Source organism: Streptantibioticus cattleyicolor NRRL 8057 = DSM 46488 (genome assembly GCF_000240165.1).
GTDB lineage: Bacteria > Actinomycetota > Actinomycetes > Streptomycetales > Streptomycetaceae > Streptantibioticus > Streptantibioticus cattleyicolor.
This window is the reverse complement of the sequence record NC_017586.1, coordinates 1741035-1754615: the sequence shown is the minus strand read 5'-3', so window position 1 is coordinate 1754615 and position 13581 is coordinate 1741035. Positions and strand designations below refer to the sequence as shown.

The window sequence follows — 13581 nt, the reverse complement described above, 5'->3', positions numbered from 1 at the left end:
CGGTGAGTGACGCACACCCCGGACAGCGTTGGACCGAGGACGAGCAGCGGGCCGCGTACGCCCGACAGCCGTACGGGGGCCACCCGGGCCCGGACCCCTACGCCCAGGGCCCGGCCGAGGGGTACGACCCGTACGCCGCCGGGTACGGCACCGCCGCGGCGCCGCAGCCCGGCGCGGACGGCGGCGACCCGGCGCCCGGACAGCCCGGCTACCCGCACCAGCAGGCCCCCCAGGGGTACGTCCCCCACCAGTACGCCCCGCCCGGGCAGTCCCCGTACGGCTACTCCTACGATTCGTACGACCCGTACCAGCAGCAGCCCGAACAGCCGTACCAGCAGTCCGACGCCTACGGCGGCCAGCAGCAGTACCAGCAGCCGTACCAGCAGGGCTACGACGGCTACGGACAGGTGCCCCGGCCCCGCCAGGAGGCCGCGCCCGGGCAGCCCGCGGACCACCACCAGCCGCCCGAGGAGCCGGCGCACCCCGGACCGGCCGAGGACGACGAGGGCTTCCACACCGAGCAGTTCGCCTTCATCGACGAGGAGGACGAGCAGGCCGAGGACGTCATCGACTGGCTGAAGTTCACCGAGTCGCGCACCGAGCGCCGCGACGAACGCAAACGGCGCGGACGCAAGCGGCTGATCGCCCTCGCCGTGGTCGCCGTGCTGGCGGTCGGCGGCGGCGTGACCTACCTGTGGCAGGCCGGCAAGCTGCCCGGCACCGGCACCTCCGGCACCGGGAAGACCGCCGCGAGCGGGGCGCAGAAGCGCGACGTGATCGTGGTCCACCTGCGCCAGGTGGACAGCAACGACAGCTCCACCGCGCTGCTGGTCGGCAACGAGACCACCGGCAAGGGGTCCACCGTGCTGCTGCCCGGCTCGCTGGCGGTCACCACCGACAGCGGCACCACCACGCTGGCCAAGTCCGTGGTGGACGACGGCGCCGGCCCCACCCGGGACGCGCTCGGCACCCTGCTCGGCGCCGACATCAAGGGCACCTGGCGGCTGGACACCCCGTACCTGGAGATCCTGGTGGAGTCGGTCGGCGGGATCACCCTGGACGCCGACGCCACCGTCAAGGGCGGCGGGAAGACCCTGGTCACCCCGGGCAAGGGCAAGGAACTCAACGGGCAGGCGGCGGTCGCCTACGCCACCTACCGCGCCCCCGGCGAGCCCCAGACCAAGCAGCTCGCCCGGTTCGGCCAGGTGATGCAGGCGGTGCTGACCAAGCTGCCCAGCGACGCGGCCACCGCCACCAAGATCGTCGACAGCCTCGGCGCCATCCCCGACCCGTCGCTCACCGACAGCCAGCTCGGCGCCACCCTCGCCCACCTGGCCGACGAGGCCAAGGGCGGCGACTACGCCACCACGCTGCTGCCCGTCCAGCCCGACGGCACCCTCAGCCCCCAGGCCACCGACGGCGTGGTCAAGGACGTCCTCGGCGGCACGGTCAAGAACAGCGACCCCAGCGGCACCCCGCGGATCTCGGTGCGCAACGCCACCGGCGACACCGCCGCGGCCAACACCGCCCAGGCCGCCGTGGTCAACTCCGGCTACACCTACCTCGACGGCGGCACCGCCCCCCGGCAGTCCGCCTCCCAGGTGATCTACTCCTCCGCCGCCCGGGCCGCCACCGCCCGGGAGCTGGCCAAGACCCTCGGACTGCCCGCCTCCGCGGTCACCAAGGGCAACGGCGCCGGCAACGCGGACATCACCGTGGTGCTCGGAGCCGACTACCACAAGAGCTGACCCGGACCGGGTACCGGAAACTCCTGGTGGGCATGTCAGCCGGACATGAGACCCTGGAGAGGTACCCGTACCCGACCGGAAAGCATGGCTTGTGACCGCCACGGACCGCTCGATCGAGCTGATCACCGCCGCCGCCCAGGCGGCGGCCGACAAGCTCGCGCACGACATCATCGCCTACGACGTCAGCGACGTGCTGTCGATCACCGACGCCTTCCTGCTCGCCTCGGCGCCCAACGACCGGCAGGTCAAGGCGATCGTGGACGAGGTCGAGGAACGCCTGCTCAAGGAGTTGGGCGCCAAGCCGGTGCGCCGCGAGGGCGAGCGCGACGGCCGCTGGGTGCTGCTCGACTACGTCGACATCGTGGTGCACGTCCAGCACTCCGAGGAGCGGGTCTTCTACGCCCTGGAGCGGCTGTGGAAGGACTGCCCGGAGATCGGGCTGCCCGAGGACGCCCTGGCCACCCGCGGCAAGGGCGCCGAGTACGCGGCCCGGCAGGCCGCCGAGGCGGACGGGGGCCCGAGCTGAACGCGTCCGGTGACCTTGCCGGGCCGCGCCCCGACGGGGGGCGCGGCCGGCGCATCGTGTTGTGGCGGCACGGCCAGACCGCCTGGAACCTGGAGCGCCGCTTCCAGGGCACCACGGACATCCCGCTGACCGCGACCGGGGTGGCCCAGGCCCGCCGCGCGGCCCGGCTGCTCGCGGCGCTGAGGCCGGACGCGATCATCGCCTCCGACCTCAGCCGCGCCGCCCGTACCGCCGCCGAGCTGAGCGCCCTCACCGGCCTGGAGGCCACCTGCTACGAGGATCTGCGGGAGACCTACGCCGGGGTGTGGCAGGGGCTGACCCACGAGGAGATCCTGGAGCGCCACCGCGAGCAGTACCTGGCGTGGAAGCGCGGGGAGCCGGTGCGGCGCGGCGGCGGCGAGCTGGAGACCGAGGTCGCCGACCGGGCGGCCCCGGTGGTGCTGCGCGCCGCCGACAAGCTGCCGGACGGCGGCACGCTGGTGGTGGTCAGCCACGGCGGTGCCATCCGCACCACCATCGGCCGGCTGACCGGGCTGCCGCCGGCGCACTGGGAGGCGCTGGGCGGGCTGTCGAACTGCTGCTGGTCGGTGCTGGGCGAGGGCGCCCGCGGCTGGCGGCTGCTGGAGCACAACGCCGGCACGCTGCCCGCACCGGTGCTCGGCGAGGACGACTGACGGCCGGCCCGACCGCGATTTCGCGTTCGGGCAGGTCACCCGCTAAGCTCTTACTCGTTCGCAGCGAGAACCGCCGGGAACACCAGGGGCTATAGCTCAGTTGGTAGAGCGCTTGCATGGCATGCAAGAGGTCAAGGGTTCAATTCCCTTTAGCTCCACAGTCCGGGAAGATCCCGTCCCCTCAGGGGGACGGGATCTTCTCTTTGCGTTCCTTGCGGGCCAGCGCCTCCGACAGGGTGACGCGGTGGTGCGGGCAGTGCGTGATCAGCGGGTCGGACAGGGCCCGCAGCCGCGCCAGGCCCTGCCGGCTCTCCTCGTCGGCCGGGGCGTAGACCACGATCCGGTGCTCGGGCAGGCCGTCGATGGACAACGAGGTCGTCACCATCCGCAGCTCGCCCACCGAGGCGGTGCGCACCAGCTTGATCTGCGACCCGGGCGGGGCCACGTCACCACTGGCCCACATCTGCGCGAACGAGGCGCTGGCCCGGGTCAGCCGGGCGACGAACGTCTCCCAGGCCGGCTCGCCCACGTGCCGCCCGTAGGCCGCCCGCAGCTGAGCCACCATGCGCGGCAGCTCCTCGTGCGGGTTGAGCAGCGCCGCGCAGCACTCGGGCATGGTGAACAGCCGCCACAGCACGTTGCGTTCGGGCCGGTCGGACAGGTGGGTGCCGGGCCACACGTCCAGGTACGCGGTGTTGCACGCGCGGATGTCGTAGCGGGCGTTGTAGACCACGGCGGGCAGCGGGTCGAGGGCGTCCAGCACGGTCCGCACCTGCTCGGACAGGCCCTCCTCGTCGCGGACCGCCTCGGCCACGAACGGCACCCCGGCCAGCCGGTACAGGTGCTCCTGCTCGGTCGCGTCCAGCCGCAGCACCCGGCCCACCGCGTCCAGCACCTGGACGCTGGCGTTGATCGGCCGCCCCTGCTCCAGCCACGTGTACCAGGTGACCCCGACCCCGGCGAGCTGGGCGACCTCCTCGCGGCGCAGTCCGGGGGTGCGGCGGCGCAGCCCCGGGGCGAGGCCGACGTCCTGCGGGGTGACGCGGGCCCGGCGGCTGCGCAGGAAGGCGGCGAGTTCGGTACGGCGCACCGCCCGCGCGTCGGTCGTCCGTCCCTCGGCCGTGGTCCCTCGCGTCGCCCCCATGGTGCGCCATCGTGCCGTGCCGCACGGCGGGCTGCCAGGTGCTGCTGGTACCAGCATCGGCGGGCTCTCACCACGGGTACCGGGCGCCCCGGACCGTGGAGGCCATGAACCCCACCACCCTCACCCGTGCCCCCTCCGCCGGCTCCGGTACGCGTCCGGCGGCCGGGCGCCGGGCCACCCCGCCCCGTCCGGGGTGGCTGCTGGCGATCGTGCTGACCGGGCAGTTCATGGCGCTGCTCGACGCGTTCATCGTCAACGTGGCCGCCCCCACCATCCGCTCCGACCTGCACGCCTCCGGCGCCGGGCTGCAACTGGTGGTGGCCGGCTACACCATCGCCTACGCGGTGCTGCTGATCACCGGGGCCCGGCTCGGCGACCGGTTCGGCCACCGCGCGGCGTTCCTGGGCGGCCTCGCGGTCTTCACCGGCGCCTCGCTGGCGTGCGGACTGGCCGCCGGCACCGGGCAGTTGATCGCCTTCCGGCTGGTGCAGGGGGCCGGCTCGGCGCTGATGCTGCCGCAGGTGCTCAGCCTGATCCAGCGCACCTACCAGGGGGCGCGGCGGGCCCGGGCGCTCAGCGCGTTCTCCGCGGTGATCGCCTCCGGCGCGGTGGTCGGCCAGGTGGCCGGCGGACTGCTGGTCGACGCCGACCTGTTCGGCACCGGCTGGCGCCCGGTCTTCCTGGTCAACGTGCCGATCGGGGTGGCGCTGCTGGCCGCCGGCCCCCGGCTGATCCCCCGGGACCGGCGCGGACGCGACCGGGCGCCGCGTCCGCTGGACGTCCCCGGGCTGCTCACCCTGGGGGCAGCGGTGACCACGCTGACGGTGCCGCTGGTGCTGGGGCGGGAGTACGGCTGGCCGGCCTGGACGTGGGGGTCGCTGGCGGTGAGCGCGGTCTGCTTCGGGGCGTTCGCGGTGGCCGAGACGCGGCTGGCCCGGCGGGGCGGGGCGCCGCTGATCTCCGGCCGGGTGCTGCGGGCGCCGGGGATGCCGGTGGCGGTGGCCCGGATCGGGCTGACCATGGCGGCCAACGCGGCGTTCCTGCTCACCTTCGCGCTCCACTTCCAGGGCGGGCTGGGGTACCGTCCGGCGCACGCGGGGCTGCTCTTCGCCCCGACCGCGGTGGCCTTCGGCGCCTTCAGCCTCAACTGGGGCCGTCTGCCGGGGCGTTGGCATCCGTGGCTGGCCCCGGCGGGCGCGCTGGCGGCGGCCGTGGCGTGTCTGCTGAGCGGGTTCGCGCTGCGCGGCGGTGGCGGGGGAGGCCCGCTGCTCCATGGTGCGCTGGTGCTGCTGGGGCTGGGCATGGGCGGCGCGTACAGCCCGACGCTCACCCGGGCACTGGCCACCGTGCGTACCGAGGACGCGGCCGACGCCAGCGGGCTGCTGGTCACCGTCACCCAGCTCGGCCAGCTCATCGGCGTCGCCACGTTCGGCTCGCTCTACCTGGAGCTGGCCCCCGGCACCGGGACGCACGGCGCCGCGGCCGGGTCGGCGCACGCGCTGGCGGTCACCACGGTGGCGCTGGCGGTGGTGCTGGCCGCGGTGGCGGCGGCTGGGACGGGACGGCGCCGCAGGTGAGCGGAACGGCTCACCGCCGCGGCGTGGTGCGCAGCGCCGCCGTGGTCCGGACGGCGGCGACGGCCAGGAAGGCCAGGCCCAGCAGCGGATAGAGCGCGGAGCAGGCCATCTGGCCGGGGTTCTGGTGGAGTTCGGGGCGGAACGGCCCGGTGTGCGGCACCGCCCACAGCAGGAACGAGCAGAACAGCACGGCCGTCACCGCGGCCCCCGCCGCCCACCGCCGGTCACCGAGCCGTACCGCCTCACCGGCGAGCACGATCACCATCGGCACGCACCACACCCAGTGGTGCGACCACGACACCGGGCTGACCAGCAGCGCGGTCACCGCGCAGGAGCACGCCGCCCAGGCCCGTCCGGCGGGCAGCCGCCGCCCGGCCAGCGCGGCGCCGACCGCCACCGCCAGCCCGGCCGCCCCGACCACGGCCGCCGTGACCGCCCACACCGTGCCCGGGTCGCCGGTGTGCAGCAGTCGGGCGACCACGCCGCGCAGCGACTGGTTGGCGGTCTCCTCGGCGTGGCCGGCCCGGTCGGCGGCGAAGAGCGTGCCGCTCCAGAAGCGCCGCGAGTCCCGGGGGAGCGCCAGCGCGGCCAGCGCCACGGTGGCCGCGAAGGCGAGCGCCGCCACGGCCGCGCGGCGCAGCGCCGGGTTCCACACCGGCCGCCCCCCGCGCAGCCGCCGTACCCCCAGCACCACCCCGGTCAGCGCCAGGAGGACCGCGAAGAGCGCCGGGGTGAGCTTGATCCCGGCGGCCACGCCGATGCCCACCCCGGCCCAGCGGTGGCCGGACCGGCGGGTCAGGTCCCACAGCACCAGGGCGGCGAGCAGCAGGTTAATCTGGCCGTACCGCAACGTGGTCCACACCGGCTCGCACCACACGGCGGCGGCGGCCGTCCAGCAGACCGCGGCGGCGCGCGGCATCCGGCGCGGCAGGCCGGCCAGCCGCAGCGACAGGTGGACCACGGCGACCAGCAGCCCGAGGTTGGCGGCGGTGGCCAGCGCCCGTACCGCACCCTCGCCGAACCAGGTCAGCGGCACGAACAGCAGCGCGGCGAACGGCGGATAGGTGGCCGGCAGGTTGGCCTCGGTGGCCACCATGGCGTACAGCTCGCCGCCGGTGCGCACCGTCCACCCCTCGGCGCGGTAGACCCGCAGGTCGATCATGGAGACGTGGAGCAGGACCTGGGCGGCCCAGCAGACGGCGAACGAGATCAGGCAGACCGCCAGGGCCACCGCGGTGGGCCGCCGTGCCATCAGCCCCGCCAGGGGTCGGCGGCGGTCATGGGCGGGCGGCTCGCTCACGGCGGTCACGGAGTGGGCTCCTGGGGTCGGCGGACCGGGCGCGGACGGCACCGTGGGCCCGGGGATCACTGACGGCACGGAAGGCCGACAGTACCCGGCCGCCCCGCCCGGCAGCAGGGCCGCCGCCGCCCGGTGATCTCCCGCGGCCGGCGGTCACCGGCCGATTTGGCGAACCACCCCCCTGGCCGTGTAATGTTTGGGACGTCGCCGGGGGAACCCGGCGGAGCGGAACAAGGGGCTATAGCTCAGTTGGTAGAGCGCTTGCATGGCATGCAAGAGGTCAAGGGTTCAATTCCCTTTAGCTCCACAGTGAACGGGCCATCCGAGAGGGTGGCCCGTTTTGTGTTGTATGTCGCAGCACGTTGGTTGCCGCGGCGCGTTGTACGGCGCGGTGCGTTGACCGTCGCGGCGTGTCACGCGTCACGGTCGCGCCTTCGCGCCGCTCTTGCCGTCGATTCGGCCAACTCCCCGCGCTTTACGTGCACTTGACCATTTCTTGAAGTAATCATGTCCCTGACGTGAGCAGATCAGGGCCAGAGTTTCGCTTTGTGGTGCGCGGCTCACCGTTATCCGGTGATCGCGCTCCGCATCATGCGACATTTCGTATCGCTGGGGGTTCCATGAAGCTTGACCGTCACAGAACTCGCGCCGGGCTGGCGGCGGCGGCGACCTTGCCGCTGGTGGCCGGTGCTCTGGCGCTGGGCATACCTTCGGCCCAGGCCGCCCCGCACGACCGGCTGGTGCTGACCACCACCAAGCCGCTGTGGGCAACGCCCCGGGCCGACCACGGTTCCGCCGCCGCCTCGACCACCGTCCACGCCCGGGTCTACCTGGCCGGCCGCGACGCCAAGGGCCTCGCCGCCTACGCCCAGGCCGTCTCCGACCCGAAGTCCCCGCTGTACGGCAAGTACCTGACCGCCAAGCAGGCCCAGGCCCGCTTCGGTGCCACGCCGCAGCAGATCGCCGACGTCACCCGCTGGCTGAAGTCCGCCGGCCTCACCGTGACCGCGACCACCCAGCACTACGTGGCCGTCAGCGGCGACAAGGCCGCCGTCCAGCGCGCCTTCGGCACCGACCTGCACAACTACACCAAGGACGGCCGCGTCTACCACGCGCCGGCCAAGGCGGCCTCCGTGCCCGCCTCGGTGGCCGACGCCGTGCTCACCGTCTCCGGCCTGGACAACGCGCCCAAGCTGGCCCGCCACGACAACACCACCGACGCCGCCACCTCGGCCGCCCGGCCGTCCGGCGCCACCCCCGGCGACACGCTGCCGCCGCCCGAGGCCGTCTTCAAGAACGCCGGTCCGTTCTCCACGTACTACGGCTCGAAGACCAACAGCAGCCTGCCCTCCTCCTACGGCGTCAAGGCCCCCTACGCGGTGCACGGCTACACCGGCAAGCAGCTGCGCGCCGCCTACGGCGCCGGCAAGTGGACCGGCAAGGGCGTCACCATCGCCATCACCGACGCCTACGCCTCGCCCTACATAGCCAAGGACGCGGCCGAGTACGCCAAGCGCAACGGCGACGCCCCCTACAGGCCGGGGCAGTTCGGCCAGGTCCTCCCCGGCGCCTACAACAGCATCGACTCCTGCAAGGCGGCCGGCTGGTACGGCGAGGAGACCCTCGACGTCGAGGCGGTGCACGCGGTGGCCCCGGCCGCCCGCATCACCTACGTCGGCGCCGCCTCCTGCGGTGACTCCGACCTGATGGACGCGCTCACCAAGGTCGTCGACAACCGGCTCGCCGACATCGTCTCCAACTCCTGGGGCGACGTCGAGGCCAACGAGACCCCCGACGTGGCCACCGCCTACGACCACATCTTCCAGCAGGGCGCGGTCGAGGGCATCGGCTTCTACTTCTCCTCCGGCGACAACGGTGACGAGGTCGCCAACACCGGCACCAAGCAGGTGGACACCCCCGCCAACTCCGCGTGGGTCACCGCGGTCGGCGGCACCTCGCTCGCCGTCGGCAAGGGGAACAAGTACCTGTGGGAGACCGGCTGGGGCACCTACAAGGCGACCCTGTCCAAGGACGGCCAGAGCTGGGACAACTTCCCCGGCGCCTACACCTCCGGCGCGGGCGGCGGCACCAGCAGGACCGTCGACCAGCCGTTCTACCAGCGCGGTGTCGTCCCTGACGCGCTCAGCAAGCAGGACGGCCCGGCGCCCAAGCGCGTCGTCCCGGACATCGCGGCCATCGCCGACCCGAACACCGGCTTCCTGGTCGGCCAGTCGCAGACCTTCCCGGACAAGTCGGTCAAGTACAGCGAGTACCGCATCGGCGGCACCTCGCTGGCCGCTCCGGTGATCTCCGCCATCCAGGCCCTCGCCCAGCAGGCCCGCGGCGGCGTGCCGATCGGCTTCGCCAACCCCGGCATCTACGACCGGTACGGCACCGCCGCCTACCACGACGTCACCGACCACCCGCTCGGCCAGGGCCAGGGCCTCGGCGTGATCCGGATGGACTACGCCAACGGCATCGACGCCTCCGGCGGCCTGCTGACCTCGCTGCGCAGCCTGGGCAAGGACAGCTCGCTGAACGCCACCGTCGGCTACGACAACGTCACCGGCGTCGGCACCCCGGCGGCCGGCTACGTCAACAGCTACGTGCCGCGCCGTCACTGACGGTACCCACCGGGTGGCACACCCGGCGCGAGGGCCCGTACCGGGATGTCCGGTGCGGGCCCTTCCCGCCCTGGGGTACCCTGACCCCATGCGTGCCGTGCGCCTTCTGCTTAGCAGGCCGCACTGACCTTCCGAACATGTCAGTGCGGCGTCCCCTCCTGTGCGAGGGGATTTTTCGTTATCCGGGGAGGCAGGCCGGGCGTACGCCTGTCATGACATCGATGGAGCTTCGAGGGACATGAGCGAGACCACCCCTGCCGCCGAGGCGGCAGCGCCGCACCGCTACACCGCCGCCATGGCCGCACAGATCGAGGCCCGCTGGCAGGACCTCTGGGAGCGGGAGGGCACCTTCCAGGCCCCCAACCCCGGCGGCGGTGACCTCGGCGGGCCGGCAGAGGTCGTCGAGCGCCCCAAGAAGTTCTTCATGGACATGTTCCCGTACCCCTCCGGTGCCGGGCTCCACGTCGGCCACCCGCTGGGCTACATCGCCACCGATGTCTACGCCCGCTACCACCGGATGACCGGCCACAACGTGCTGCACACCCTGGGCTTCGACGCCTTCGGCCTGCCCGCCGAGCAGTACGCCGTGCAGACCGGCACCCACCCCCGGATCACCACCGAGGCCAACATCACCACCATGCGCCGCCAGTTGCGCCGCCTGGGCCTCGGTCACGACCAGCGCCGTTCCTTCGCCACCATCGACCCGGCGTACTACCGCTGGACCCAGTGGATCTTCCTCCAGATCTTCAACTCCTGGTACGACCCCCAGGCGAAGAAGGCCCGCCCCATCGACGAGCTGGTCGAGCAGTTCGCCTCCGGCGCCCGCCCCACCCCGGACGGCCGGCCCTGGGACGAGCTGACCGCCGTCGAACGCGCCGACGTCCTGGGCGAGTACCGGCTGGCCTACGCCTCCGAGTCGCCGGTCAACTGGTGCCCGGGGCTCGGCACCGTCCTGGCCAACGAGGAGGTCACCGCCGACGGCCGCTCCGAACGCGGCAACTTCCCGGTCTTCAAGGCCAAGCTGCGCCAGTGGATGATGCGCATCACCGCCTACGCCGACCGGCTGCTGGAAGACCTGGACGTGCTGGACTGGCCGGAGGCCATCAAGCTCCAGCAGCGCAACTGGATCGGCCGCTCCGAGGGCGCGCGCATCGACTTCCCGGTCCACCTCCAGGGCGACGGCGACGCCACCATCACCGTCTTCTCCACCCGCCAGGACACCCTGTTCGGCGCCACCTACATGGTGCTCGCCCCCGAGCACGAGCTGGTCGACGGCATCGTCCCGGCCGTCTGGCCGGAGGGCACCCACGAGGTGTGGACCGGCGGCCACGCCACCCCCGCCGAGGCGGTCGCCGCATACCGCAAGCAGGCCGCGGCCAAGTCGGACGTGGAGCGGCAGGCCGACGCCAAGGAGAAGACCGGCGTCTTCACCGGCGCCTACGCGGTCAACCCGGTCAACGGCGAGAAGGTCCCGGTCTTCATCGCCGACTACGTGCTGATGGGGTACGGCACCGGCGCCATCATGGCGGTCCCCGCCCACGACTCCCGCGACTTCGCCTTCGCCCGCGCCTTCGAACTGCCGATGCGCTGCGTGGTCGAGCCCTCCGACGGCCGCGGCCAGGACCCGGCGCGGTGGGACGACTCCTTCGACTCCTACGACGCCCGGATCGTCAACTCCTCCGGCGCCGAGATCTCCCTGGACGGGCTGACCGTCCCGGAGGCCAAGGCACGGATGACCCAGTGGCTCACCGAGCGCGGCATCGGCGAGGGCACCGTCAACTACCGGCTGCGCGACTGGCTCTTCAGCCGCCAGCGGTACTGGGGCGAGCCCTTCCCCATCGTCTACGACGAGCAGGGCGTCGCCCACGCGCTGCCCGACTCCATGCTCCCGGTCGAACTGCCCGAGGTGGACGACTACCGCCCGCGCACCTTCGACCCGGACGACGCCGACACCTCGCCGGAGACCCCGCTCTCCCGCAACGAGGACTGGGTCGACGTCGTCCTCGACCTCGGCGACGGTCCCAAGCGCTACCGCCGCGAGACCAACACCATGCCCAACTGGGCCGGTTCGTGCTGGTACGAGCTGCGCTACCTGGACCCCGACAACCCGGACCGGCTGGTCGACCCGCAGGTCGAGTCCTACTGGATGGGCCCGCGCGAGGGGCAGCCCTCCGGCGGCGTCGACCTGTACGTCGGCGGCTCCGAGCACGCGGTGCTCCACCTGCTGTACGCCCGGTTCTGGCACAAGGTCCTCCACGACCTGGGCCACGTCTCGTCCTACGAGCCCTACCAGCGGCTGTTCAACCAGGGCATGATCACCGCCTACGTCTACCGGGACAGCCGCGGCTTCCCGGTGCCGGCCGCCGAGGTCGAGGAGCGCGAGGACGGCTTCTACCACCAGGGCGAGAAGGTCCGGCGCGAGCACGGCAAGATGGGCAAGTCCCTGAAGAACGCCGTCACCCCGGACGAGATCTGCGCCGAGTACGGCGCCGACACGCTGCGGCTGTACGAGATGGCGATGGGCCCGCTGGACGTCTCCCGCCCCTGGGACACCCGCGCCGTCGTCGGCTCCTACCGCTTCCTTCAGCGGCTGTGGCGCAACGTCGTGGACGAGGCCACCGGCGAGGCCACCGTCGTCGACCAGGAGCCGGACGAGGAGACGCTGCGGGCGCTGCACAAGGCGATCGACGGCATCCGCACCGACATGGCGGCGCTGCGGTTCAACACCGCGATCGCCAAGGCCACCGAGCTCAACAACCACCTCACCAAGCTGCCCCGGGTGCCGCGTACGGTCGCCGAGACCATGGTGCTGCTGGTCGCCCCGCTCGCCCCGCACATCGCCGAGGAGCTGTGGCGCCGCCTGGGCCACGAGTCCTCGCTGGCCTACGCCGACTACCCGGTGGCCGACCCGGCCTACGTGGTGGACGAGACGGTCACCTGCGTCGTGCAGATCAAGGGCAAGGTACGGGCCCGGCTGGAGGTGCCGCCAGCCATCACCGAGGCCGAGCTGGAGAAGCTGGCGCTGGCCGACGCCACGGTGGTCGCCGCGCTCGGCGGCGCGGAGATCCGCAAGGTGATCGTGCGGGCGCCGAAGCTGGTCAACATCGTCCCGGCGTGAGCCGGAACGACACGGCCCGACAGGGTCTGACACGGGCTGACAAGGTCTGACGCCGTCTTACGGGCGGGACGAGGGTTCGCGGGAACCTTCGTCCCGCCCGCCGTCGTTTACCGTGGAGGAGGGCCGAGTGCTTCGCCGTGGGCGGTTCCGCCGCCGTGACTGACCGACGTGTCGAGGAGTGCCGATGGAAGCCGTCGCCGGTGTGATCGCCCTCGTCTTCCTGCTGCTGGTGGCGGCCGGCACGGTGGCCGCGGTCAGGACGGTCCGCGCGGTGCGCCGCGGGGTGGAACGCACCGGGGCGCAGGCCCGCCGCATGGTCGAGGAGACCACGCTGCGCGCCCGGCGGGCCCAGCCCGGCGCGGCCGGTGAGGTCGCCGCGCTCCGCCTGAGGCTGCGCACCTCGGTGGTCGCCACCCGGGAGGCGCTGGAATCCGGCGCCTCGGCCGACCCGTCCCTGAAGGAAGCCCTCGGCCTGCTGGAACGCCTGCGCCACCACGCCCACGCCCTCGACGACGAACTGCGGACGCTGGAACGCGAGCCCGACCGTGCCCGGCTCGCCGCCCGCCTCCCCGAACTGCGCGAACGCACCTCCCGGCTCACCCATTCGGCCGATTCGCTGCGCTGGGCCGCCCAGGACCGGGCCCGCCGCCACGCCGACGACGACCTCACCGCCCTCGGCCGCCAGATCGAGGTGGAGGCCGCCGCCCTGCGGCACTGGCTCCCGGCGGAACCGGAGGACCGGGCGCGGCTCGACCGGACGTGAGCCCGGCATGGGTGACGTCCGGGGCCCGGGGTGTGCGGCGTGCGCGGACCGGGCCGGACGACGTGCGGGTCCGGCCCGGGCGTCGTGCGAGGTCCGGCGCGGGTGAT

The 13581-nt window shown here is 73.2% G+C and carries 9 protein-coding genes and 2 tRNA genes; 9 read left to right on the top strand and 2 right to left on the bottom strand.

Features of this window, described 5'->3' with window-relative positions; translation table 11 throughout:
* Positions 1–2: 2 nt before the first annotated feature.
* From SCATT_RS07555 to SCATT_RS07540, 4 genes are all read left to right on the top strand, one after another.
* Positions 3–1748: an LCP family protein gene (locus SCATT_RS07555; protein ID WP_014142380.1), complete on the top strand. Its 1746-nt coding sequence runs from the start codon at positions 3–5 to the stop codon at positions 1746–1748.
* A gap of 91 nt (positions 1749–1839) precedes the next feature.
* On the top strand, positions 1840–2274 hold the full coding sequence (rsfS, locus tag SCATT_RS07550) for a ribosome silencing factor (protein WP_014142379.1): 435 nt from the start codon (positions 1840–1842) through the stop codon (positions 2272–2274).
* Positions 2275–2330: 56 nt separating this feature from the next.
* Positions 2331–2948 (top strand): histidine phosphatase family protein, encoded by a 618-nt coding sequence (locus tag SCATT_RS07545; RefSeq protein WP_014627654.1) that lies wholly within the window; start codon positions 2331–2333, stop codon positions 2946–2948.
* Positions 2949–3033: 85 nt separating this feature from the next.
* Positions 3034–3106: transfer RNA gene (locus SCATT_RS07540), tRNA-Ala, on the top strand.
* 23 nt (positions 3107–3129) lie between these two features.
* Here SCATT_RS07540 and SCATT_RS07535 read toward each other — a convergent pair.
* The gene (locus SCATT_RS07535; protein ID WP_014142377.1) at positions 3130–4092 is read right to left on the bottom strand and encodes a helix-turn-helix transcriptional regulator; all 963 of its coding nucleotides are present in this window, start codon (positions 4090–4092) and stop codon (positions 3130–3132) included.
* A 104-nt stretch (positions 4093–4196) separates the two neighbouring features.
* Between SCATT_RS07535 and SCATT_RS07530 the strand changes: the two genes are divergently transcribed.
* Positions 4197–5669 (top strand): MFS transporter, encoded by a 1473-nt coding sequence (locus tag SCATT_RS07530; protein WP_014142376.1) that lies wholly within the window; start codon positions 4197–4199, stop codon positions 5667–5669.
* A gap of 10 nt (positions 5670–5679) precedes the next feature.
* Here the strand turns inward: SCATT_RS07530 and SCATT_RS07525 are convergent, their stop codons facing one another.
* Entirely contained in the window at positions 5680–6978 is a 1299-nt protein-coding gene (locus SCATT_RS07525; protein ID WP_014142375.1) for a glycosyltransferase 87 family protein, read from the bottom strand.
* A 225-nt stretch (positions 6979–7203) separates the two neighbouring features.
* Here SCATT_RS07525 and SCATT_RS07520 point away from each other — a divergent pair.
* The 4 genes from SCATT_RS07520 to SCATT_RS07505 all read left to right on the top strand — a co-directional run bounded on the left by SCATT_RS07520 (position 7204) and on the right by SCATT_RS07505 (position 13474).
* Positions 7204–7276: transfer RNA gene (locus tag SCATT_RS07520), tRNA-Ala, on the top strand.
* A 313-nt stretch (positions 7277–7589) separates the two neighbouring features.
* On the top strand, positions 7590–9593 hold the full coding sequence (locus SCATT_RS07515) for a S53 family peptidase (RefSeq protein WP_014142373.1): 2004 nt from the start codon (positions 7590–7592) through the stop codon (positions 9591–9593).
* Positions 9594–9831: 238 nt separating this feature from the next.
* Entirely contained in the window at positions 9832–12711 is a 2880-nt protein-coding gene (gene leuS / locus SCATT_RS07510; protein WP_014142372.1) for a leucine--tRNA ligase, read from the top strand.
* A 184-nt stretch (positions 12712–12895) separates the two neighbouring features.
* Complete coding sequence (locus SCATT_RS07505) at positions 12896–13474, top strand: MerR family transcriptional regulator (RefSeq protein ID WP_014142371.1); 579 nt, start codon at positions 12896–12898, stop codon at positions 13472–13474.
* Positions 13475–13581 lie beyond the last annotated feature (107 nt).